This window comes from Streptococcus sp. HMSC068F04 (assembly GCF_001837455.1).
Taxonomy (GTDB): domain Bacteria; phylum Bacillota; class Bacilli; order Lactobacillales; family Streptococcaceae; genus Streptococcus; species Streptococcus salivarius_D.
The window spans coordinates 60,765-85,332 of record NZ_KV832459.1 but is presented as its reverse complement, the minus strand read 5'-3'; the positions used below and the strand labels follow the sequence as shown (position 1 = coordinate 85,332).

The following is a 24,568-nucleotide window of genomic DNA, read 5'->3' as shown; positions in this document are numbered from 1 at the left end:
GGAGCGAAACGGACTTAAAGTCACAAAATTAGACACAACAAAAGCCATCGCTTGATGGCTTTTGTTTATTTAGTTTGCTCAAAGCGTAGGTGTACAATTACTTTGTCACCATAACCGTTACGCTCCAAATCTCGTTGCAAACGGTATGAAATATAATGCTCAGCAATATTGATAAAGCCTGCTTCCATGAGACGATTTTCAACCAATGACTGAATCATGTTGATGGTTGGGCGTTCTACCTGAGCATCTTGAAGATCAAGCACTACTTTTTTCGTCACTTGAGCAAGGTTTTGGCGCCAAGTATCGTCGAGAACATACACAGTCTGTGCTGCTTTTAAGATGGCTTGGTAAATTTTATCAGGATCAAATTCAGCAACTTGACCATTACGTTTAATAATTTGCATGGCTACCCTCTTTTCATGGCTTTTTCTTTTATTATGCAGAGAATTTACATATTTGTCAAGTGCAAATCCCTGAAAGAGCTATCCATACTGCTTATTACCAGAATTTAGAAATGTAAACTGGTTTGCCATGTTTATCAAAGGAAAGCGTTGCAGTATAGGAATCTGACTCATGGTGCCGCATATAATTAGCGATTCTTTTATCACCGTTTATCAGGTGAATGTCATAAGTCTGCCCGTCAGAACTTTCAAAGTGAGCATTAATCCTAGCACTACTCGTTTTAGACCCAACATGACTAATATCTATTTGTTCAACTTTGCCATCAATGGTTTTAGCTATAGGTCCTCCATAATCCTTGTAAATAGTGACGGTAGCTAAAACATCCTCAACCAAAACATAGGTCATTCCGAAAATAAACAGATAAACTATTGGGATGACAATGAAAGATAATTTACTTTGACAAAACTTTTCCTTCTGCCAAGCCCAGATATCTTGAGGTGACATGATTAAAAACTTCTTAACATACTGATGAACGAGTAACCTATAGACTAACACTAAAAATGTTAATTGTCCCAAGGGATAAGCAAAACTGGGTAAGCCATCAATAAGTACATTGACTTTATCAGATTCAAAAGTGTAATGTCCCCATACCCCGTCAAAGAACTCTAAAAACAAATTATCTCCTTTATGTAATATCGTCTAATCACTTAAAAATCCATCTTCTCAGATGGATTTTCTAACTATTAACGTACTTCTGCTTTAACTTTTTCAGTGAGAGCTTTAGTAATTTTTTCCATGTATTTGGCAACTTCTTCATCTGTGAGGTTGTCATTTGGATTTTGGAAGGTAAGGCTATAAGCCATTGATTTCATACCTGCACCAAGTTTTTCACCTGCGTAAACGTCGAAGAGTTTAACGGCAACCAAGCGTTTGACTCCTGCAGAGTAGATAGCATCCAGAACTTCTTGATGAGTTATTTCTGCCTTGAGAAGAAGGGCAATATCACGTGATACTGCAGGGAATTTTGTGATTTCAACAAATGGTTGATCTGGTTGCAAGGCAGCTTCTACAGCACTAAGGTTAATTTCAGCCACATAAGTCTCAGGAATGCCATAGTTTTTGGCAGTTTGTGGGTGAACTTGACCAAGGAATCCAATCGTTTGACCATCAAGCACAATAGCAGCTGTACGACCTGGGTGCATGCTTGCTAGGTCTTTTGTTGGTACATAGTCAACTGAAACTTCAAGTTTATCAAAGAGTGCTTCAACAATACCTTTGGCATAGAAGAAATCAACTGGCGTTGCTTTGGTTTGGAAATCTTTTTCAGCTACAAGACCTGAAATAGCGAAGGCAAAGGTATTGATTTCATTTGGCAATTCCTCTTTTGGATTACCCTTTTGTTCAAAGACCTTACCGATTTCGTAAATGGCAACGTTACTATTCTTACGGTTAACATTGTAAGCAACAGTATCAAGCATACCAGAAACCATATTCTGACGGAGAGCTGAACGGTCAACAGTCATTGGCCACATCAACTCAGTCAAATTACTTGGTGTCGCAGCAAATTCAACGGCTTTTTCAGGTGTTGTCAAAGCATATGAGATGATTTCAGTCAATCCAGCACCTTCAGCAATGCTACGAACCTTACGGCGAAGTGCTTGTGTTTCAGTCAATTCACCGGCTGTTCCTGCTGCTTCTGGAAGTGTCGTAGGCAATTTCTCGTAGCCGTAGATACGTGCAATTTCCTCAACCAGGTCTGCTTGGATACTGATATCCCAACGACGACGTGGTACAGATACTGTGAATTTATCGGCATCACCTGTCAATCCAAAACCAAGTTTCGCAAAGACATCTTCAATATCTGCAAAAGTCAATTCTGTACCAAGGCGAACATTCACATAGTCAAGACTTGTAGAAACTTGAACTGGCTCTGTATCAACTGATCCCGCTTGAACACGGCCTGCAAGCACCGTTCCATTTGCCAATTCTTGCAACATTGCTGCAGCAAAATCAAGCGCTTCAAGGACAGTATCGTTATTGATACCTTTTTCAAAACGTGATGATGATTCTGAACGAAGGTTGAGACGACTACTTGTCTTACGAATTGATTTACCATCAAATACAGCAGCTTCGAGAACAACATTTTTAGAATTGTTGTCAATTTCAGTTGAAGCGCCACCCATAACACCTGCTAGGGCAACTGGTTTGTCAGCAACTGTAATAACAATATCTTCAGTAGTCAATTCACGTTCTTCACCATCGAGAGTCACCAATTTTTCACCCTCACGGGCATCACGGGCAACGATTCGTGAACCTTCAAATTTGTCCAAATCAAAGGCGTGCATTGGTTGTCCAAAGTAAAGAAGAACATAGTTTGTCACATCTACCACATTGTTGATTGGACGGATACCAGCATTCATAAGAAGGTTTTGTAACCATTGTGGACTTGGTTGAACAGTAACATTCTCAACCACACGGCTAGCATAAGTAGCCACTTTATCGCTTTCGATAGCTACTGAAATCTTATCAGAAGCTGGCTTGCTGTCTTCTGTGACTGTTTTTTCTGGGAAGTGAACAGATTTACCATAGATTGCAGCGACTTCATGGGCCACACCACGCATAGAAAGAGCATCAGCACGGTTAGGTGTGATTGACAATTCGATGATTTCATCATCAAGGTCGAGATATGGGAAAATGCTATCTCCAGGTACAGCATCTTCAGGCAAAATTTGGATTCCATCTGCAAATTCCTTAGGAATAATGCTATCTGGAAGTCCAAGTTCTGCCAAAGAACAGATCATACCGAGAGATTCCATGCCTCGAATCTTCCCTTTTTTAATTTTGTAATTGTCCGCAATGCGTGCACCAGGAATGGCAACAATTACCTTGATTCCAGCAGTGACATTTGGAGCTCCACAAACAATTTGACGTGGACCTTCAGCATCTCCTGTATCTACTTGACACAAGTGCAAGTGTGTTTCAGGCACATCTTCACATGACAAGACATGACCAACAACCAATTTAGACAAGCCTTCAGCAGGTGTTTCAACACCCTCCACTTCAATACCTGTCGTCGACATTTTTTCAGCGAGTTCAGCAGTGGTAACATCCACATCAATCAACTCTTTTAACCATTTATAACTAACTAGCATAATAATGATACCAAGCCCGTTAATAGCTCTCAGCAAAAATAGGAAAGGCAACGTTGGTGCATCAGCACCTAGGAGCCTTTATCTTTTTTGCCCAGAGCTTAGGGCGGGTTCAAATCCTTTCTGTATAATTAGGAAGAAAACATTTAGATTCAAAAACAACTAATCTCGAACTTTGAGGTCGTATTCAAATCCTTTCTGTAAAATTATCAGTTCAACTGATAAATGAGAGAAGAATTTAAACCTCTACTTAGGGCGGGTTCAAATCCTTTCTGTAATTTAGGAATATGTATAGCTAATATAAGAGGAAGACGAACTGACACGTTTAATCGCCCTATAAACTCCTCTCTATCAACTTAATAATAGGTTTATAATTTCAATTTTAGTAACCAATCGCAATCCACTTTACCATCACCGACCGGAAAATTGTGTTCTGCAAATTTTTCAAAGCCATATTTATCGTAAAAAATCTGTGCTTTGAAATTTCTTTCCCAAACACCCAACCAGGCCCAATCACAACCTAGATCACGGGCTTCCTGCAATGCAAATTCAAAGAGTTGCTTACCCAAACCCATGCCTTGAAAGGCCTGACTGATATAAATACGCTGAATTTCAAAGGCATTGTCTAGGTGCTGCTCTGTTTGGGCAGAAGCAACATTGGTCTTTAGAAAACCTGCCTTTTCACCATCAACGAGAATGAAAAAGTATCGCGATTCTTCATGAGTGATTTCATCTAAGAGAACTTCTTCAGAAAGTGCCGTGTCGAAGTAACCTTGCAACTGGGCCTCGGTGTTATCATGAGCAAAAGTCTCTCTAAAGGTGTCTTCGGAGATAACTTTTAATTCTGCTACTTCTTCCGGAAGAACCTGACGAATAACTACTGACATGACAACCTCCTAAACCTTATTTAAACTGTTCTGAGAAACGAACATCCCCTTGATAGAAACCACGGATGTCGTTGATACCATAGCGAAGCATGGCAATACGTTCTTGACCAAGACCAAAGGCGAAACCTGAATATTCTTCAGAATCAACACCTGACATCTCAAGCACTTGTGGGTGAACCATACCAGCACCAAGGATCTCAATCCAACCTGTCTTTTTACATACGTTACATCCTTTACCTCCACACTTGAAGCATGACACGTCAACTTCAACTGAAGGTTCAGTGAATGGGAAGTAAGAAGGACGCAAACGGATTTGACGTTCTGCACCAAACATTTTTTGAATAATCATCTCAAGCGTTCCCTTAAGATCACCCATTGAGATGTTTTTACCAACGACCAAACCTTCGATTTGGTGGAACTGGTGGCTGTGAGTCGCATCATCGGTATCACGACGGAAAACACGTCCTGGTGAGATCATCTTAAGTGGACCTTTAGAAAAATCGTGTTTATCAAGTGTACGAGCTTGAACAGGACTTGTGTGTGTACGAAGCAAAATTTCTTCCGTAATGTAGAAGGTATCTTGCATGTCACGCGCTGGGTGGTCTTTAGGCAAGTTCATACGTTCAAAGTTATAGTAGTCAGTCTCAACTTCAAAACCATCAACGATTTGGAAGCCCATCCCCAAGAAAATGTCTTCGATTTCTTCAGCTGTTTGGCTAAGAATATGACGGTTTCCAAGTTTGACTTGGCGTCCTGGAAGGGTTACGTCAAGACTTTCAGAGTCAAGTTGTGCTTGAATTTTAGCCGCTTCAACAACTTTAGCTGCTTCGTCAAAAGCTTCAGTCAAAACGTCACGAACTTCGTTGACCATTTTACCAACTTTAGGACGTTCTTCATTAGGAAGGTCTTTAAGCCCCTTCAAAAGATCTGTCAAAGAGCCTTTTTTACCCAAAACTGCAACACGCAATTCCTGTAATTCTTTAGAGTGTTCACCACGCATTTCAGCCAATTTAGCCTGCGTTGATGTTTTCAACTCTTGCAATTGTGTTTGTAAATCCATGAGATTCCTTTCTGATGTAACAATTTCGAATCGCAAACAAAAAAACCACATGCCAAAACTCCAACCCGGAGCGTTGACACGCGGTACCATCCGTTTTTATCTGGTTACCCAGACCTTGATTCGCCAGTCGTTTTCATGAGTGAATTCGCCAAACTTCCCTTGAGGAGGCTTCCAGTCCATGGCCCCCAATCCCTGTCAATTTCCATAAGGTTACTAGTCTCTACGACTTCTATTCAATTACTATCAATTTTACCAAAAAAACAAAAAGCTTTCAAGAGCTGACAAAGAAACCTTTAGTTAATGCCAAAATGGAAAATATGTCTAAGATAATTGACATACCTATATAAACGTGCTACAATTATGTCAGATAAAGTTGACATAATTAATAAATTGCGACTTACAGCAACACATTAGCTTGTCTTTCAGAAGGAGGCCCATTATGAATCATGTCAGGGAATTTAGAAAGAATATGGGGCTTTCGCAATTAGAACTTGCAAAGTCTATTGGCGTTTCCCGACAGACTATTAACATGATCGAAAATAACAAGTATAACCCAACACTGGAGCTCTGTCTAAATCTAGCTAAAGCACTAGACACAGATCTTAACAGTCTCTTTTGGGATGGAAATTGCGAATAGAGATATAAGATAGAAAGAGGTAAATCATGATTAAAGAAACTTTCACTGACAAACTCATTAAACGTTTTTACGGTATTACTGGACCTTTAGATGAACAAAAGCGCCAACAGGTTGATCGAATGGGTAACATAGCTTTCGTAGTTCTTTTCTTTACCTTACTTTGTGGTAATTGTATTGCCTTTCTTATAGGCTTTAAGTATCCCGAACTTGTAGCTCGTATTTATCCTATCCTCCTCTTGATTATCATTCTGTTAGTTAGCAGCATCCTTACTTATAAGTTAAAGATAAGTGCTGTTAATGCTTTTGACGAGGAAGAACTGACTGAGAAAGAAAAAAAACAACTTAAGCACGTGGGGCTTAAGTCAGGTTTATGCTTTGGGATTAGCATGTTCTTAGGCATGCCCCTAGTTCACTTCTTAGTTGACAATAAAGACTATTTGACAGAATTATTCTCAATCCGTAATATGCTATCAGGCATCTTTGAAGCTATCTTTTTTGGAGCTATCATGCAGGGCTTAGTTAATGCTGGTATCAAACAAGCCAAATCTCAAGCTGAAAAAGATGACCAATAAACTCAAAAGACAAAGAAAAAATCCAGGTTTCCCAGCCTGGATTTTTTGCTCGAAAGAAGACTTCTTAGACTTGTATACGCGAAGCCTAAAATGTGTCCAGAAAATCGTATCTTAACACATACACTATAACTAACTTCAAAAAACACCATATCCCCATATGACATTTCCTTAAATATTGTAACATGTCAGTAGGAAATGACAAGTCGCCCTCTCTCTCATAAACCCTAAAATCCTAATCATAGTCCTTGTTATGCCATTTTACGCAATCGATTGCGTAATTTTGAAAGCGCAAACTTAATTATTTTCTGAAAGTCCTTGCAAATTTTTTGAGACTATAAAAAAAGATAGTGATAAAGCTATCAACTATCTTTCATGAAAATATAATCTATTTTTAGTCTAAATCAAGGTCTTTCAGTTTGACCGAAACGATTTTCGAGACACCTGATTCCTGCATAGTTACCCCATAAATAGAGTCTGCTGCAGACATGGTTCCCTTACGGTGGGTAACTACAATAAATTGACTGGACTTGTCAAAACGATTAAGGTAGTCACCGAAGCGTTTAACATTGGCTTCATCCAAAGCCGCTTCTACTTCATCAAGGATAACAAATGGAATGGTTTTAACACGAATGATGGCAAAGAGAAGGGCAAGAGCTGACAAGGCCTTCTCACCACCAGACATAAGGTTAAGTGATTGAATTTTCTTACCTGGTGGCTGCACAGAAATTTCTACCCCAGCCTCTAGGAGATTGTCTGAGGTCAAAATCAAGTCTGCTGAACCTCCACCAAACATCTGGGTAAAGGTCTGTTTAAAGCTTTCTCGGATAGCCTCAAAGGTTGCTTTAAAGCGTGATTTCACTTCATCATCCATGTCATTTATGGTATTCAGAAGGAGACTCTTAGCTTCGAGCAAATCATCCTTTTGTCCGTTCAAGAAATCAAGACGTTGCTTAACCTCTTCAAATTGGGCAATAGCATCTACATTGACCGGACCTAAAGCTTTGATTGAACGCTCAAGACCTTGCAGGTTCTGGCGTGTTTGTTCGACATTGTCAAGAGGGCTAGCCTGACCTTTGGCGACTTCAAGTGTCATCTGGTAATCTTCAGCCAACTGGGTCGCAAACTTACGAAGCGATTGACTAATCTGACTTTCACGTTCTTCCAAGCGAGTCTGCTGACGAATCAAGTCCTCGTTACGATTGCCAGCTTTAGCCAAACGCTCCTCCAAGTCTTCCAACTGACCTTCGTAATCTTGCACCTGAATCTTGGCACGGACAAGAGCTTGTTCCAAATCGTCCTTACGTTGAACAGCTTCTTTATGCTGTGCTTGCAAATGCGGAAGACGGTCAATTTGGTCATCATTGACCTGGTTATTAAGGAGGGCTTTAAGACTATCCGATTCCTTCATTAACTCAGACAAGTCGGCTTGAAGACGATTGCTCTCTGTCTTAGCAAAACGCAATTCTGCTTGCAAATCACGTTCCTTCAACTGAAGTTCAGATTGCTTGTCTAAGAGAACCTGTTTTTGTTGGCCAAGAGCGTCTTTATCTTCCTTAATAGCCTCAATACGGTCGTTAATGGCTTCACGCTTGGATGCAATTTGTGCTAACTCTGCTTTAAGTTGTTCAGCCTTATCTTGAAGATTTGCTCCATCAGTTCCCTGAGAATCCTGTTTGAAACTATCCACTAGGGTTTGATTTTTCTCCACATCAGACAAGGCTTGTTGGTGTTCTAGGTCTAGTTTTTGCTCCTGAAGACGAGCATTTTCACCATCTAGCTTAAGGTCTTCTAACTCTTTCTGTAGAGCCTTACGTTTGATTTGGAGGGCTTCAACTTTGGCTTCACTATCACTTAATTGAGCCTTAATCTGGTTAATTTCAGCAGTCAATGCATCCAGTTCAGGCTTGATAAAGAGGTTATTGTTTTGTTTGTTGGTACCACCAGCAAAGGCACCACCGGGACGAATCTCAGACCCGTCAAGAGTAACCATACGTACTTGGAAACGAACAGCTCGAGCTGCTTTATTAGCATTGTCAATGGTATCAAAGATTGCCGTTACCCCTAGAAGGTTTTGGAAAATATTAGATAAACGGTCCTCATAGGTAACCAAATCGGAAGCCAAACCAATAAAGCCCGGTGCATTGGCAAGACTTTGAGCAAATTGTCCATTAAGTTGACGTGGTTTGATGGTTGTCAACGGCAAGAAAGTTGCACGCCCCTGACGATTGCGCTTCAAGTAGTCAATCGAACGCTTAGCAGCCGCTTCATCCTCAACAATAATATTTTGCCCACTAGCCCCCATAGCGATTTCAAGAGCCGTCTGATAGCGCGTATCAAAGGTCAAGTGTTCACTAACTGCACCAATAATTCCTTGAATGGATTGGGCGTTTTGAAGGACAGCCTTAACCCCTGCATAGAAATTAGAATGATTTTTTTGAATAGATTCAAGACTTTGACGACGGGCATCTTTACTCTTAAGGTGATCCATGAGGTCAAACATCTGCTTTTGAGCCTCTTGATAGTCCTTATCAAGAGTTTGATAAGCCTGAGCCTTTTCTTTGTAGATATTTAGAAGGTTTTGAAGACTTGCTTGGGCCGCTTGATAAGCTTTTTGGGTTTCGCTAGCCACTTCCTGAGCGGAAAGCAAATCAGCCTGAGCTTGTTTAAATTCTTCAGCTTGTGCCTCAAGCGCTTGTGTCTGACTGTCCATGTCGTGAGTGACCTGAGTCAAACTGTTGGAAACCTTAGCTTCCTCCTGCATCAGACCAACATAGTCCTCACGCAATCGTTCAATAAGCGTATCCGGGTCATCAGAAAATTGCTCCAGTTCTTTTTGAATAGCAATCAGCTCCTGGGCAAGGCTATCCAACTCAGCATTCAATTCAACTTGGCCTTGATTAACCTTATCGAGTGCTGCCTGAGCTTCTTCTTTCAAATGCTCTAACTCACTGAGACGAGCTTCAGTTTCTTCTTTTTTCTCTGAACGCTGCTGACTCTCCATGGTATAAAGATCAATTTGACGCTCAAAGTCACTAATAAGACGTGTGACATCCACCAAGGTTTGTTGGTCAGAAGAAATTTGTTCTGAAATTTGATGGCGTTTTTGTTTGAGTTCTTGATTCTCAGTCTCAAGGCGATGGCGTTCCTCATAATAGCTGGTTAATTTTTCCTTGACCGCTGCCAAATCCTCTTGGGTCTGGCTCAAATCAGATTTACCAACTTCAATATCGTGGACCAAAAGATTAAGCTGAGTCTGTCTACGTTCCTCATCTAATTCCAAATAACGTTTGGCAGTCGCAGCTTGCTTTTCAAGCGGTTTAACCTGACCGTCCAGCTCGTAGATGATATCTTCCAAACGATCAAGATTATCTTGGGTTTGATTAAGCTTGCTTTCCGTTTCTTTCTTACGTGTCTTATATTTGAGAACCCCTGCGGCTTCTTCGAAAATAGCGCGGCGTTCTTCAGGTTTGGCATTAAAAATAGCCTCAACACGACCTTGGGAAATAATAGAAAAAGAATCACGCCCCAGACCGGTATCCATGAAGAGGTCATGAATATCACGCAGACGAACCTTACGACCATCAATCAAGTAATCATTGTCACCGTTTCGATAAATGTGACGCTCCACACGAATGGTTTCACCAGCACCCGCGATAAAGCCATCACTATTATCAAGAGTGACTGCCACTTCCGCATAGTTGAGAGCCTTACGAACCTCTGTTCCTGCAAAAATAACGTCAGGCATCTTGCCCCCACGCAAACTCTTGGCAGATGATTCACCCAGTGCCCAGCGTAGACTCTCTGTAATATTTGATTTTCCCGATCCATTTGGACCTACAACGGCTGTTACTCCCTTGTCAAAGACGACTTGCGTCTTGTCCGCAAAGGATTTAAAGCCCTGCATTTCAATTGATTTCAAATACATGCTTAATTTCCTAGTTGTTCAAGGGCAGCCTTAGCCGCTGCCTGTTCAGCTAATTTTTTAGATTTTCCAAGACCTGTGCTGAGCTCCTTACCATCAACAGCTACCTGCATAGTAAATTCTTTGGCATGAGCTGGTCCAGACTCATCGATAACGGTATAAGTAATATCAACCGTACCATTGACCTGAAGACGCTCTTGCAAGGCTGTCTTATAGTCTGTTACGCGGTCAAAGTTCCCCTTTTCAACCTGAGGAATCATGACCTGATTCAAGAATTTCTCAACTGCAGGCAACCCTTGATCCAAATAAAGGGCACCGAGGAAGGCCTCCCAAAGGTCACCAAGGATAGTGGCACGTTCACGTCCACCAGATTTTTCTTCCCCTTTACCAAGACGGATATACTGCTCGAAACCGCAAGCCTTTGTAAAACCTGCTAAACTTTCTTCACGAACGATAGTACTGCGCATCTTAGACATTTCCCCCTCTGGCTTATTAGGGTAGCGTTTGTATAGATAAACAGAAATGACTAATTGCAGAGCCGCGTCTCCTAAAAATTCCAAACGTTCATTATGTGAAATGTTTAGGAGGCGGTGCTCATTGGCATATGAGGTATGGGTAAATGCTGTTTCTAAGAGGTCTTTTTGGCTGAAAACAATACCAAAATCCTGCTCAAGTTTTTGTTCAAGTTGATTCATGAAACTTCCTTTCTTTTTAAGCACACTAACTATAATTATATCAAAAAAAGCCAATTTTCATGATAGAAAACTGCTTTTAGACCCTATATCAGCTTATTTTGTGAGATTTAACCTATTCAACTAAAAAAAGCTGAGCAAGCTGCTCAACTTCATTTTCTTAATAATCTGGACGAACGACACCTGTAACTGTCTCACGTGTTGCTTCGACATCTTCTTCAAGGACAACCTTGATGATACGTTTGGCTTCTTCTGAAGTACATGCAACCAATGGCAAACGAAGTGGTCCAACTTCGAAACCAAGATGGTTAAGAACAGCCTTAACAGGTGCAGGGCTTGGTACTGAGAAGAGAGCGTTAACTTTAGGAATGAATTTACGTTGGATAGCTGCTGCTGTCTTGAGATCACTATTTTCAATAGCTTCAAGCATAGCATGCATCTCATCTCCATTTGTATGAGAGGCTACTGAGATGACACCGTTAGCGCCAAGGTTCATAGCGTGGAAGGCATCCCCATCTTCACCAGTATAAACTAAGAAATCTTCAGGTTTATGTTCGATGAGGTAGGCCATATTAGCAAGGCTGGTACATTCTTTAACACCGATGATATTTGGATGTTCAGCCAAACGAAGCATGGTATCAGGAGCCATTTCAACAACCACACGACCAGGGATGTTGTAGATAATAATTGGCAAATCAGAAGCATCCGCAATGGCTTTGAAGTGTTGGTACATACCTTCTTGTGATGGCTTGTTGTAGTAAGGCACGATTGCAAGACCAGCTGCGAAACCACCAAATTTAGCAACTTCTTTAGCAAACTCGATAGAGTCACGTGTATCGTTGGTACCGACACCAGCAATCAATGGCACACGTCCATTAACAATTTTCTGAACAGCCGCAAAAAGTTCCAACTCCTCATCGTGAGTAAGTGTTGGACTTTCAGCCGTTGTTCCCGCCAAAAGAAGAGCTTCTGTATGGTGGGCCAAAAGATGCTCAATCAATTCTGGAAGGGCATCATAATTGATAGAGCCATCTTCGTGGAAAGGTGTAATAAGGGCTGTGATCAGTTTGACATCTCTTAATTGATCAATTGACATAATATTCTCCTTCAACCGTTTTCTAATCCTTTCCATTTTACCATAATTTTGACCAGACAGACAGATAAGTTGACAATTTTCTGAAAACGTGAGGACTGACTATTTCCATTTGATGGCTAATAAACAAAAAAACAGAGAGAAGTCTCTCTGCTTTATAGGATTCAGCTTGATTTAGTATTTGAATACAACAATAAATCCTTACTGATTTCTGTTTCGCTCCCTATTTCAATTCAAATTTCAATTCTGAAGTTGGGCGAACCAAACCACGTTCGTGGAGTGTTTCTGCGATTTGGACTGAGTTCCAAGCGGCACCTTTAAGGAGGTTATCTGAAACAACCCACATGTGGATACCTTTTTCAGCATCCAAGTCTTTACGGATACGTCCGACAAATGTATCACGTGAACCTACAGCATTAACGGCTTGTGGGTAGACTTGGTTAGCAACGTCGTCTTCAAGGACTGCACCTGGGAATTCTGCAATAGCAGCTTTCACTTCGTCAATTGGTGCCACTTCTTTTGTTTCAATGTAGACTGACTCTGAGTGAGCTGACAAGACTGGAATACGCACACATGTTGCTGATACGGCAATGCTATCGTCTTCCATGATTTTCTTAGTTTCGTTTGTCATCTTCATTTCTTCGTAAGTGTAGTCATTTTCAGTGAAGACGTCGATTTGAGCCAAGGCATTGAAGGCGATTGGGTAGTGTTTCTTATCACCACCACATGGCAAGATTTCAGCTTTAACATCACGTGGGTTAACACCGTCATTCAAAACTTCTTTCAACTCACGTTGTGTTTCAAGGATTGCTCCCATACCAGCACCTGATACGGCTTGGTAAGTTGAAACGATGATACGGTCCAAGCCCCATTTTTGACGAACTGGCTCAAGGGCAACCATCATTTGAATCGTTGAACAGTTAGGGCAAGCGATAATACCGTTGTGAGCATCAAGCGCATGTGCATTGACCTCAGGTACAACCAATGGTACATCTGGGTTTTGACGGAAGTAAGATGTATTATCAACGACTACTGCACCAGCTTTAACAGCGTATGGTGCGTATTTAGCAGAGGTAGATCCACCAGCTGAGAAAAGTGCAATATCTACACCTTCAAATGCGTCTTCAGTCGTTTCTTCGATAGTCACATCTTGACCTTTAAATTGCAAGACTTTCCCTGCAGAACGTGCAGACGCAAGGTAGCGAATTTTATCGATTGGAAGTGTTGATTCTTCCAACATTTTGATCATTTGAGCACCAACGGCACCTGTAGCACCGACAACAGCAACTGTGTATCCCATAGTAAAACCTCTTTCGGAATTTTCTATCAAATTAGTTTAGTGAATCTATTATACTACGTTTAAGTCCAGTTGAAAAGGGTTAAAAGGCCAAGAATAAAGAAAAAATCCCCTACCAAATGGTAAGGGATAGGAGGCATCTTTCGATGAGAGTAGCAGGTTCACACAACTACTCAAGGTCCGCTCCTGCGTTACAATCTAATGTAGACCTCCTCAGCGCAAAAGGCTCTAAAGAGCCAATCGACTCATCGCATGTTTCTATTCTAACATAATGAACGACAGAGTCAAGTCATGAATACCATGGGATACTTATCTTAGCCATTTGGATTACTTTCCATCATCATGACCATCTTTATAACCACGTAGGTATTCTGTTTTTTCTGAACTTGTTGTAAATTTGCCAAAAAGAGTTGATTCCTTTGAGTATGAATCATAATTATCAATGCCTTTTTCGGCATCCGCAAAGCCATCTTGGTAGCCCTTGGTATAAGCCTTATTATTCACTTTTGAATGGTATGAATTCCCATAGCGATGATAAGAACGTCGACTCATATACATCCAGAACCAGGGATTACGGATGACATCTTGTCGGTAATAACGGTCACGGGTTTGATAGTCGTCATTATTGTCAAAAATACTTTTAGCCTGGTCATCTGAGAAATCATCATTTTGTTTGGAATACTTCTTGAGTGTCTCATCGTCACTAACCTTTGCACCCGATTGAAAGTTCGAACGTTCAGAGTCATTTAACTCAGGAGCTGACATCTTAGGCTTTGTGTATCCTGAATTTGTATCCGATTTTGACTTGCTAGAACTGTTACTTGAAGAAGACTGACTGTCTGAATGGCTCTGACTGCTATTTGATTTGGAGCTAGAATCAACGTCTGAACCCGAACTATGCGAGCTACTAGAACCGTAAGTCTTACTAGATCCATCGTAACTGTCATGATCACTACTTGACTTGTAACTCTTACTAGACCCACTATCAGATTTATACCCTTTTCCTGAATTACCATCAGAATGATGTCCCTTGTTAGAGCCAAAACCAGATTTAGATCCACTTCTGCTACCTCTACTTGAAGAGCGTGAACCACCACGTCTGCTTCGTAGAGCGGTGATATTTTCAGAAGTTTCTTGTGCTTTAATTTCTTGTGCCGTTGATAAAATTAGTCCTGACACCAAGGTCAACCCTAAGAGAGCCATTGCTTTTTTCATTAAAAAATCCCCTTATTCATCTAATGGTCTTATTATACCATAGAACAAAAAACGGGGAAAATTATAAAGAAAATTACATCAAAGGTCCAATCAAAGAAAAGAGATAGCCACATAGACGATGAGCCATAGGCATTTTCGACAAACTTTCCAGAGTGACTTCCTCTGAGAGAGCCTGGGTTTTCTCAAAATCTTGTTCAATCTTAATCACTTCCAGATTTTTGTAGAGATAAACCCCGTCTTCAAAATTTTGATAGAGACTTCGATAGTCTGTGTTAATGGTACCTACCACAGCTTGTTTGGCATCAGAAACATAAACTTTTGCATGGACAAAACCTGGAGTATAGCGGAAAATACGGACGCCAGCATCCAAGAGCACTTTAAAATATGTCGTCGCAATATCAAAGGCATACTGTTTATCTGGAATCCCTGGCATAATGATCCGAACATCTACACCTCGTCTGGCCGCAAAGGTCATGGCTCTGACCAATTCATCATCCAAAATCAGATAAGGCGTCATGATATAGACATAATTAGTTGATGTATTCAGAAGATGTAAATAAACATTTTCGGCAACCTTGTAGTAGGTCAGCGGTGAATTGCCATAAGGGAGTACAAAGCCCTGACTCTTTCTTTGTTGAGGTTTTTCTTGTAGATAGTGCTCCATATCCGTTTTATCTTCTATTCCAGTCACTGTCCACATGGTCAAAAAGAGAGCTTTTAGCGTTTGAACTGCTGAACCATCTAATCGAATGGCCGTGTCCTTCCAATGACCAAAGCGTTCTCGTTTATTAACATACTCATCAGCGATATTAACGCCACCAGTATAACCAACTTGACCATCAATCACTGTAATCTTTCGATGGTCTCGGTAATTGTAATAGGTTGATAGAATGGGCTTGACTGGTGAGAAGGCCTGAGCTTTTATCCCAACCTTGTGCAAGCGCTCGATATAATCATAGGACAAGGTGGTCATCTCATTCATTCCATCAAACATGACACGAACGTCCAGACCTGCCTTGACCTTCTCCTCCAAAATGGCTAAAATCTCGCCCCACATGATCCCTTCGTCAATAATGAAATATTCTATGAAGATATAACGTTCCGCCTTTTTCAAATCCTCCAACAAGGCTGGAAGCATGTCATCTCCAAGTGGAAAATAGGTAACCTCTGTGTTTCTGTAGATAGGAAACTGGGCTGGACTATGCTCCAAAAAATAAGCTAATTTCTGTAATTGACGATCACTTTGGGATAAATAATCAGCAACTCCTGGATCGGTGCTTAGATAGTCGGATGCCTGCACTGTAGCATCCTCAAGCTGCTTCTTCAAGCGTCTTACACCCAAATCAGCTAACGAAAAATAGAGCAGAGCCGTCCCAAAAATTGGAAAGAGGGCAATGATAATCACCCAGGACAGTTTGGAACGAGAATCCATGGAACGATTGAGCAAGTAAAAGAGGGTAAAGACACTCAACAAGTGTTCCCATAAGATAATGGATGGGAAATGCTCTTGTAGGCTGAGATATGAAAAGACAAGAAAGGCCAATTCCAGTAAGAAGAACAGGAGAATAGGAACCTTTCGGTTAAGTAGAATTTTAGCCCATCTGGAGGGCTTTTGGGGTAACAGTCTAGCACTTTGTTCTTGAGTCATATAGGCTCCTTTCGTGTAGGGGAGACCATTACAACTTTCCGGTCTCTTTCAGTAATTTTATTAGTATCATTTTAGCCTATGAAAAAGGCAGGGATAATTAGCCATTGCGATTATGATTGGCGTGATTTCTACTTTATTTTCCTAACAGGGCCGTCTATTGTCTTTTGCATCCAGACGATATCATGCCATTGCTCAAACTTGTAGCCAACTTTTGGAAAATGGGCAACTTGAACATAACCGCGTTTTTCATGCATGGCAATACTGGCTTCGTTAGGAACTGCAATGCAGGCTAGAAAACGCAAGAAGCCTCGTTTTTTAAGTTCCTCCTCTAGGGCATCATAGAGCTGGCTTCCCAAACCTCGACCACGTGCATCTTCATGAAGATAGATAGACAGCTCTGTCGTCCAATCATAGGCTGTACGAGCATAATAGGTTGAGGCATAAGCATAGCCTAGCACTTGGCCATTCTCTTCCGCTACTAAATAGGGGTATTTTTCAATCGTCTTGCTAATGCGTTTTTCAAACTCTTGAACACTGGGAACCTCATATTCAAAGGTAATAGCTGTCTTCTCGACATAGGGTGCGTAGATGGTCTGGATAGCTTGTGCATCTGACAAGCTGGCTGGACGAATGGTTAACATCATTTTCTCCTTCGACTTCATTATCTTTATTTTAAACTATAAAAAAAGAGGGCTCAACCCTCTTCTAACAGAAATTGTCACTACATCAATGGCGCAACTAATCTGGTCAATAAGCCTAAGCACTTCTGGTGAAATGGTCGATTTTTAACATCAGCCATGCTGACTCGGTGACACTTGGCCATTGTCGCTTGGAAATCTTCCTCAATACCAACCACTGATGACGTCCTGTAAAGATAGGTCGCACACTCAAAGTGATGATAAAGACTACGGTAATCTAAATTAATCGTTCCAACAACAGCTCTACTATTGTCACTCACAAAGACCTTAGCATGAACAAATCCAGGTGTGTACTCGTAGATTTTAACTCCGGATGCCAAAAGTGTTGGGTAGTAAGTCTTAGCTAGGTAGTAAGCTGACTTTTTATCAGGAATACCAGGCATGATGATACTGACGTCTACCCCACGCTCAGCCGCAAACTTCAAAGCATGCAGTAACTCACCATCTAAAATAAGATAAGGTGTCATGATATGAACAAAATCACGCGCATGGTTTAGGATATCAATATAAACATTCTCACCAACCTTATCCTTATCAAGTGGGATATCTCCGTAAGGGACAACAAAACCAGGAGTATCGAAGGTCTCATGTTCGACCATATAGGGTGTCACATCCAGTGTTTCATGAGAGTAAGTCCACATCTGAAGGAAGAGGACTAAGAAAGTGTCGACTGCTGGCCCCTCAACCATAAGTGCGGTATCTTTCCAATGGCCAAAACGCTCAATTTTGTTGATGTACTCATCAGCTAGATTAACCCCACCTGTAAAAGCAACCTTACCATCAATCAGCAAGATTTTTCTATGGTCACGGTAGTTGTAATAGGTAGACAAGAAAGGCGTTACAGAGGCAAAAACACGAGATTGAATGCCAATTCTCTCCAAACGTTTCTTATAGTCGAAACTTAAGGTTGAAAATTCATTCATTCCGTCATATAGGACTCGCACTTCCACCCCTTCTTGAACCTTTTGTTTCAAGATGGCTAGGATTTCACCCCACATTTCACCTTCACCAATGATGAAATATTCCAAGAAAATGTACTTCTCCGCTTTAAGAAGTTGCTTCTTCATTTCCTCAAACTTGGCTTCACCACTTGGAAAATAAGTTGTCTTCGTGTGACGATAGACAGGAAAATGCCCATTCACATTTTCAAGATATTGGACCAAGTTGTAGTTGCTCGTGTGACGTTGCTTAAGCTCTTCGAGAGCCTGATCATCCTGTTTCAATAGGCCAGAACTACGATCAATATTGCTCTGAATCGCACGCTTCATCCCTGTATAGCCTAAATCTAGTTTGGTATAGGCTAGGAGTAAGGTTCCAATAATAGGGAAAGGTAAGACAATCAGCAGCCACGTATTAACAGCCGTTGATTCCATATCACTTTGAAAGAGATAGATGATGGCCAGAATACGGAGGACCACTTCCGTTACTTGCAAGTGCACCCTGTACTGTCTCAACCATAAGTATGACATGGCTACAACAACAAGCTGTAGTAAGATGATTAGGAAGATAATCGTGGCACGACTAAAGATACCTCGAAGAAAGCCACGACGCCCCCTATCATAAAGACGTTCAATTTTAGCTTCGTTTTTAATAGCAAGACTCCTTTCCCTTTTTAATTATTCTTATTATAACAAAAAAATGGCTTAATGAATTTAAGTTTCTTTAATTGTTATCTTCTCCTAACTTATCCAATAGAGCCTGGGCTACTTTTTCTGGAATGCCAAGTGCTTGGATATCCTCAACGGTAGCTTTTTGGATAGCTGTCATAGACTTGAAGTGTTTGAGAAGTTTTTGTTTGCGCTTAGGTCCAAGCCCCACCACGCCATCAAGTTTGGAGCTAAAACTATTTTTACTACGAACTTGACGATGGAAGGTGATAGCAAAACGGTGAACTTCATCTTGGATACGGTGAAGAAGGAAAAATTCCTCGGATTGACGTGGCAAATCAATGACTTGCAAGGGGTCCCCAAAGAGCAATTCGTTGGTTTGGTGCTTGTCATTTTTCTGAAGCCCCGCAACTGGGATAGAGAGATTCAATTCATTGCGTAGGACATCCTTGGCCACATTGACCTGACCTTGACCACCATCCATGATAATAAGGTCTGGTGGCGTTAGCCCATCGCGTTTGACACGACTATAACGGCGACGAATGACCTCACGCATGCTGGCATAATCGTCAGGTCCTTCAACCGTCTTAATCTTGTATTTGCGGTACTCTTTTTTATTGGGTTTCCCATTCTCAAAGACGACCATGGCTGATACAGGACTCGTTCCCATGATGTTAGAGTTATCGAAGGACTCGATGCGAACCGGTGTCGGAATTCCCATGAGTTTGCCTAGATTTTCAATGGCTCCTTGGGTCTTGGCTATATCTTTTTCAAGAAGATCAAATTTTTGAGTCAGACTGACACGGGCATTTTTCGTCGCCAGATTAACCAACTGCTTCTTCTCTCCACGTTGAGGTTTAAAGACCTTGACCTCATCTCCAACTAGAGCTTCGACAGACTCTTGATCAATGTCTCCTGGAATGAAAATCTCCCTAGGCTTAAGATGACGACTATCCAGATAAAATTGACCCATATAGGTTAGAAAATCTTCCTCAGCATCATTATAATAAGGGAACATATTGACATCACGCTGAATGAGTTTTCCTTGGCGAACAAAGAAAACCTGAACACACATCCAACCCTTGTCCACGTAGTAACCGAAGATATCACGGTCCTGCATGTCCTGACGGATAACCCTTTGCTTGGTCCTCAGCGTCGATACCGCCTCAATCAAATCACGATACTCCGCAGCACGCTCAAATTCCATCTGGTCAGACATATCCTTCATCTTGGCCTTAAGCTGATTAACGATTTTATCATCATGACCGTTTAGGAAATTCTTGACATCCTCAACCAAACCTTGCCAATAGTCCTCAGTGGTGTGACAGATGGTGTGGGCATTACATTGTCCGATATGGTAATAGAAACAGACCTTATTGGCCGGATTTTTACATTTCTTAAAGGGGAAAATACGGTCCAAAAGCTTCTTGATTTCATTGGCTGCACCAGAGTCTGGGTAAGGACCAAAATAGAGACCGCCATCCTTCTTAACCTGGCGAGTAATCAAGAGCCTTGGATAGAGCTCCTTAGTAATCTTAATAAATGGGTAAGACTTGTCATCCTTGAGGCGGATGTTGAATTTGGGCATGTTCTCTTGGATAAGATTAATTTCCAAAAGCAGGGCCTCAATATTGGACTCGGTTACGATAAATTCAAAATCTGCAATCTCAGATACCAAAAGCTCTGTCTTGGTATCATGACTTCCACGAAAATAGCTACGCACACGATTTTTTAGATTTTTAGCCTTACCGACATAGATAATATTGCCGAATTTGTCCTTGTGGAGATAGCACCCCGGGTTGTTTGGGAGCAATTCCAACTTATGTTTAATCAGATCATTCATGCTTTCATTGTAGCAAAAAAAGAGCTGAAAAGCTCTTAATAGTCATAGGTAAATACAATTTGAAAAGTGGCCTATTTGCTCAAAATCGTCAAAATTTCTTGGTAGTTTTTGACTTGATAGGTTGGAACAGCTGGAGTCTCATTAACCAAACCATTTGGATTAAACCAAATGCTGTCAATTCCTGCATTATTACCACCTTGGATATCAGCGGTTAGACTATCACCAATCATGAGGGCCGAATCGGGATGAAAGTCATTTACCTGATCCGAAATTTTTTCAAAAAAGTCAGTAGACGGTTTGTGGGCACCCACCTCATCTGAGATGAAAATATCATCGAAGAATGGCAAGATGCTTGAGGCTTGCAGACGACCTCGTTGGATATAGCTAACACCGTTAGTGGCTGCATAAATCTTGTGGCCTCGGTCTTTAACATTCGATAAGAAAGCATGGGCCTGAGGCAACTCCTGCCCCTGTTGGCTCAAGAAATGCTGGTAACGGCCAGCTAAGTGACTGCCATCAACCTCCTGTCCAAAATGCTCAAAAAGACGTGAAAAGCGCGTGCGAAGCAACTCAGGCTTAGTGATTAAACCATGATTAAGATCCTCCCACATGGAACGGTTCATGGGGATATAGTGATCCTTGTAAACTTTAAGATCTCGTGAAGCCACCCCAGCCTCTTCAAGAAGGTAGGTCAAAGCCAAATCCTCAGCACGGTCAAAATCTAGGAGGGTGTGGTCAAGGTCGAAAAGCAAATGCGTGTAGGTCATTGCGTATTTACCTTGAGATATTTTATTCATCATTTCCTCTACCGTTTTTCAATAAAAGTCCAAGAATGCTAACTATAACCCCAACGGTAGCACCAACTGTTGCACCTTTTTCCTTAAGTTTTTCTATCTTCTTTGCTCTACAAAACTCACATTTTTTATATTTATAGTCATTATGTAAAGGTTTCCTACAAGATTTTGATTTACAAAATTTAGTTTCCGTCAATTTCTAATACCTCGCTTCCAATGTTAATCGGTAAATTTAAAATTGTATCTTCAAGAACAGGTACCCTATCACTCCAGTAATTTTCTACTGCTGGATCTATCATATCTAACCTTTCTAACAATTTCGGATTACTTAGATAGGTTTCTTTTAGGAAATCACCAAAATAATTCAAACATTTTTTAGCAGCGTTAGGCTCACCAAGTTCAATATATGCCATAGTCTCTGATAATGAAACCATATTAATTGCCATTAATCCTTCTCTAAGTTCAGACATCCGTGTTTCAATATCTGTTGTTTTTGATCCTTTAAAAAATTTACCAACTGTTGTTTCAGGCTCTTCTTGAATAAATTCCACATTCGATTTTTGACTAAGCATCAAGAGATTTCGACTATCCTCTGCATCAGATATTACTTGCAAAAGTATAGAAGTTTTAATATCTTGATTTTCAACTTCTCTGGCCTGAAATAGCTTCTGTTGGCAACTATAGGCTAATGCTAATCTATCATTTTCTTGCCCCTTTCTTACATCTCCAATTGCTAGTTGGATGGTCTGAACCTGCTCAGCAATTTTAGCAATTTGCATTTGAGTAGAATAGTTCATAACAGAATGTGTTAATTCAGGAGTTAGTTTAACATTTTCTAAAGGAATAGTGGATACTATTTTACTGGTTTTCGGATTTACTAGAGTTGCCAATAATGAGCCATCTTTTTTTGTCATTAGTTTTAACGACCCATCTGCTAACGCTCGTTTTTGTTCCGATGATAGAACTGCCTGGAATGATGATTCAGGAACAGCTGATTTCACTGCTTCAATAAATGATGGAGCAGTATACAAGCATTTTTCTATATGCCCAAATATTGTTTGTGCGTTTTTTTGTAATGGAGTTGCAATCTCTGAAAGTTTCCCTAAAAATTTTGATGGACTAGTTTCATATCCTTCAATAATTTCATACGCATCATCATCTGGACCAAAAAACAAAATATCGTTCGACAAACCGATACCTCACTAAAGTACAATTATTCGCAATCATTGTATCATAAAAAAAGTAGTCAGTCATAAACTTTCTGATAATGAAATGCTAACACAAAAGGGCGACCCGCAGGCCGCCCTCTCAGATTTATGAAAAATAAGTATTGCTTACTTAATAGACTGCTATTATATCCATTGAAGCTTAAAGAAAGCTTAAAGTAGGTTATTTTTTTGATTCTATAGATTTTTACTTAAACAGCGAATCTCTTTAATTCGTGGTATACTGAAATACAAGATTAATCAAACGAGGCGTGTTATGAAAAATTTAAAATTTCAATCCGTTTTTGACATCATCGGACCTGTCATGGTCGGGCCTTCCTCTAGTCATACTGCAGGAGCTGTTCGTATTGGCAAGATTGTTTCTGCCATCTTTGGTGAGACACCGACTGAGGTAGAATTTCAACTTTATAATTCCTTTGCCAAAACCTATCGAGGTCACGGGACTGATGTGGCTCTAGTGGCTGGTATTTTAGGTATGGAAACGGACGCCCCTGACATTCCACGCGCTCTGGATATCGCATACGAAAAAGGCATTAAGGTCTACTGGAAAATTAACAAGGATAGTAATGCGCCACATCCCAATACTACTCGTATTACCTTAAAAAATGATAAAAAAACCATTTCTGCCACAGGTGTTTCTATCGGTGGAGGGAATATCCAAGTAACTGAACTCAATGGTTTTGCGGTCAATCTCAAGATGAATACACCGACTCTCATCATTGTCCACCAAGACGTTCCAGGAATGATTGCCCTTGTCACAGATATTTTGTCGCGTTATGGCATCAATATCGCCCAAATGACTGTTACTCGGGAAAATGCCGGTGAAAAGGCCATTATGATTATCGAAATTGACTCGCACCAGTGTGATGAGGCCGTCACTGAAATCGCTAGAATTCCTCATCTACATAATGTCAACTTTTTCAGCTAAGAGGGGGATTGCATGTTTTACACTATTGAAGAATTAGTTCAACAAGCTGACCGAGATTACCAAGGCAATATCGCCGAGCTCATGATTGCTACAGAGACAGAGCTAACTGGACGGGAACGGCCTGAAATTCTAACTCTGATGACTCGAAATCTCGAAGTGATGAAGGAGTCTGTTCAGGCTGGTTTGTCTCCTGAGAAATCACCAACTGGCTTAACTGGGGGAGACGCTGCCAAACTGGATGCCTATATCAAAAATGGAAAGACCTTGGCTGATTCTGCAGTTTTGGGTGCTGCAAGAAATGCCATGGCAGTCAATGAATCTAACGCCAAGATGGGCTTGGTTTGTGCCACACCTACTGCTGGATCAGCTGGTTGTCTACCTGCTGTTCTAACAACAGCTATCGAAAAACTAGACTTGAGCGAATCACAACAATTAGATTTTCTCTTCACTGCTGGTGCATTTGGTCTAGTCATCGCAAATAATGCCTCGATTTCTGGTGCCGAGGGAGGCTGCCAAGCCGAAGTCGGTTCCGCCTCTGCTATGGCTGCTGCCGCTATTACAATAGCTGCTGGTGGAACACCTTTCCAAGCCAGCCAGGCCATCTGCTTTGTGCTTAAGAATATGTTGGGACTCATTTGCGACCCTGTAGCCGGATTGGTTGAGGTCCCATGTGTCAAACGTAATGCCATGGGAGCAAGTTTTGCCCTAGTAGCTGCTGACATGGCCTTGGCGGGTATCACATCGGCCATTCCAGTCGACCAGGTTGTTGACGCGATGTATCAGGTTGGTTCAGCCATGCCAACTTCCTTTCGGGAAACTGCTGAGGGTGGCTTAGCAGCAACTCCGAAAGGAAAAGCACTCGCAAAAGAAATTTTTGGGTAATTTTTAGTAAAAAACA

General features: G+C 41.0%; 21 protein-coding genes. 4 read left to right on the top strand and 17 right to left on the bottom strand.

Annotation, left to right across the window (positions count from 1 at the left end):
* Nucleotides 1–65 precede the first annotated feature (65 nt).
* From HMPREF2571_RS01085 to pheS, 5 genes are all read right to left on the bottom strand, one after another.
* A complete protein-coding gene (locus HMPREF2571_RS01085) occupies nucleotides 66–404 on the bottom strand; it encodes an ATP cone domain-containing protein (protein ID WP_002891184.1) in 339 nt (112 codons plus the stop codon).
* Nucleotides 405–498: 94 nt separating this feature from the next.
* Nucleotides 499–1,077 carry a hypothetical protein gene (locus tag HMPREF2571_RS01080; protein WP_070847023.1) on the bottom strand — a complete coding sequence of 193 codons (579 nt, stop codon included), beginning with the start codon at nucleotides 1,075–1,077 and terminating at the stop codon, nucleotides 499–501.
* A 68-nt stretch (nucleotides 1,078–1,145) separates the two neighbouring features.
* Nucleotides 1,146–3,554, bottom strand: coding sequence for a phenylalanine--tRNA ligase subunit beta (pheT, locus tag HMPREF2571_RS01075; RefSeq protein ID WP_070847028.1), 2,409 nt, complete (start codon nucleotides 3,552–3,554; stop codon nucleotides 1,146–1,148).
* Between the two features lie 365 nt (nucleotides 3,555–3,919).
* Nucleotides 3,920–4,438: a GNAT family N-acetyltransferase gene (locus tag HMPREF2571_RS01070; RefSeq protein WP_070847021.1), complete on the bottom strand. Its 519-nt coding sequence runs from the start codon at nucleotides 4,436–4,438 to the stop codon at nucleotides 3,920–3,922.
* A 16-nt stretch (nucleotides 4,439–4,454) separates the two neighbouring features.
* Nucleotides 4,455–5,498, bottom strand: coding sequence for a phenylalanine--tRNA ligase subunit alpha (gene pheS / locus HMPREF2571_RS01065; protein ID WP_004182138.1), 1,044 nt, complete (start codon nucleotides 5,496–5,498; stop codon nucleotides 4,455–4,457).
* 439 nt (nucleotides 5,499–5,937) lie between these two features.
* Between pheS and HMPREF2571_RS01060 the strand changes: the two genes are divergently transcribed.
* On the top strand, nucleotides 5,938–6,135 hold the full coding sequence (locus tag HMPREF2571_RS01060) for a helix-turn-helix transcriptional regulator (protein WP_002891190.1): 198 nt from the start codon (nucleotides 5,938–5,940) through the stop codon (nucleotides 6,133–6,135).
* A gap of 26 nt (nucleotides 6,136–6,161) precedes the next feature.
* Nucleotides 6,162–6,707 (top strand): DUF3278 domain-containing protein, encoded by a 546-nt coding sequence (locus HMPREF2571_RS01055; RefSeq protein WP_014633008.1) that lies wholly within the window; start codon nucleotides 6,162–6,164, stop codon nucleotides 6,705–6,707.
* A 391-nt stretch (nucleotides 6,708–7,098) separates the two neighbouring features.
* On the opposite strand, the gene smc is transcribed toward HMPREF2571_RS01055, so the two are convergent.
* The 12 genes from smc to HMPREF2571_RS00995 form a co-directional block, all read right to left on the bottom strand.
* Nucleotides 7,099–10,632, bottom strand: a complete 3,534-nt coding sequence (smc, locus tag HMPREF2571_RS01050; protein ID WP_070847019.1) for a chromosome segregation protein SMC — start codon at nucleotides 10,630–10,632, stop codon at nucleotides 7,099–7,101.
* Nucleotides 10,633–10,634: 2 nt separating this feature from the next.
* Nucleotides 10,635–11,324: a ribonuclease III gene (gene rnc, locus HMPREF2571_RS01045; protein WP_002885331.1), complete on the bottom strand. Its 690-nt coding sequence runs from the start codon at nucleotides 11,322–11,324 to the stop codon at nucleotides 10,635–10,637.
* A 157-nt stretch (nucleotides 11,325–11,481) separates the two neighbouring features.
* Entirely contained in the window at nucleotides 11,482–12,417 is a 936-nt protein-coding gene (gene dapA / locus HMPREF2571_RS01040) for a 4-hydroxy-tetrahydrodipicolinate synthase (protein ID WP_013990425.1), read from the bottom strand.
* A 220-nt stretch (nucleotides 12,418–12,637) separates the two neighbouring features.
* Entirely contained in the window at nucleotides 12,638–13,714 is a 1,077-nt protein-coding gene (locus tag HMPREF2571_RS01035) for an aspartate-semialdehyde dehydrogenase (protein ID WP_013990424.1), read from the bottom strand.
* Between the two features lie 324 nt (nucleotides 13,715–14,038).
* Nucleotides 14,039–14,926, bottom strand: a complete 888-nt coding sequence (locus HMPREF2571_RS01030; RefSeq protein WP_070847017.1) for a LisH domain-containing protein — start codon at nucleotides 14,924–14,926, stop codon at nucleotides 14,039–14,041.
* 73 nt (nucleotides 14,927–14,999) lie between these two features.
* The gene (gene cls, locus HMPREF2571_RS01025; RefSeq protein ID WP_070847015.1) at nucleotides 15,000–16,574 is read right to left on the bottom strand and encodes a cardiolipin synthase; all 1,575 of its coding nucleotides are present in this window, start codon (nucleotides 16,572–16,574) and stop codon (nucleotides 15,000–15,002) included.
* 128 nt (nucleotides 16,575–16,702) lie between these two features.
* On the bottom strand, nucleotides 16,703–17,215 hold the full coding sequence (locus tag HMPREF2571_RS01020) for a GNAT family N-acetyltransferase (RefSeq protein ID WP_070847013.1): 513 nt from the start codon (nucleotides 17,213–17,215) through the stop codon (nucleotides 16,703–16,705).
* Nucleotides 17,216–17,295: 80 nt separating this feature from the next.
* Entirely contained in the window at nucleotides 17,296–18,846 is a 1,551-nt protein-coding gene (gene cls / locus HMPREF2571_RS01015) for a cardiolipin synthase (protein WP_176745583.1), read from the bottom strand.
* An 88-nt stretch (nucleotides 18,847–18,934) separates the two neighbouring features.
* Complete coding sequence (gene uvrC, locus HMPREF2571_RS01010; RefSeq protein ID WP_013990419.1) at nucleotides 18,935–20,722, bottom strand: excinuclease ABC subunit UvrC; 1,788 nt, start codon at nucleotides 20,720–20,722, stop codon at nucleotides 18,935–18,937.
* Between the two features lie 71 nt (nucleotides 20,723–20,793).
* Nucleotides 20,794–21,489 carry a YjjG family noncanonical pyrimidine nucleotidase gene (locus HMPREF2571_RS01005; protein WP_014632998.1) on the bottom strand — a complete coding sequence of 232 codons (696 nt, stop codon included), beginning with the start codon at nucleotides 21,487–21,489 and terminating at the stop codon, nucleotides 20,794–20,796.
* Nucleotides 21,490–21,511: 22 nt separating this feature from the next.
* Nucleotides 21,512–21,712, bottom strand: coding sequence for a hypothetical protein (locus HMPREF2571_RS01000; RefSeq protein WP_013990417.1), 201 nt, complete (start codon nucleotides 21,710–21,712; stop codon nucleotides 21,512–21,514).
* On the bottom strand, nucleotides 21,699–22,706 hold the full coding sequence (locus tag HMPREF2571_RS00995) for a hypothetical protein (RefSeq protein WP_013990416.1): 1,008 nt from the start codon (nucleotides 22,704–22,706) through the stop codon (nucleotides 21,699–21,701). The genes HMPREF2571_RS01000 and HMPREF2571_RS00995 overlap by 14 nt, the downstream gene beginning before the upstream one ends.
* A 292-nt stretch (nucleotides 22,707–22,998) precedes the next feature.
* Between HMPREF2571_RS00995 and sdaAB the strand changes: the two genes are divergently transcribed.
* On the top strand, nucleotides 22,999–23,670 hold the full coding sequence (sdaAB, locus tag HMPREF2571_RS00990) for an L-serine ammonia-lyase, iron-sulfur-dependent subunit beta (RefSeq protein WP_013990415.1): 672 nt from the start codon (nucleotides 22,999–23,001) through the stop codon (nucleotides 23,668–23,670).
* A 12-nt stretch (nucleotides 23,671–23,682) separates the two neighbouring features.
* On the top strand, nucleotides 23,683–24,552 hold the full coding sequence (sdaAA, locus tag HMPREF2571_RS00985; RefSeq protein WP_013990414.1) for an L-serine ammonia-lyase, iron-sulfur-dependent, subunit alpha: 870 nt from the start codon (nucleotides 23,683–23,685) through the stop codon (nucleotides 24,550–24,552).
* The last annotated feature ends 16 nt before the right edge of the window (nucleotides 24,553–24,568 follow it).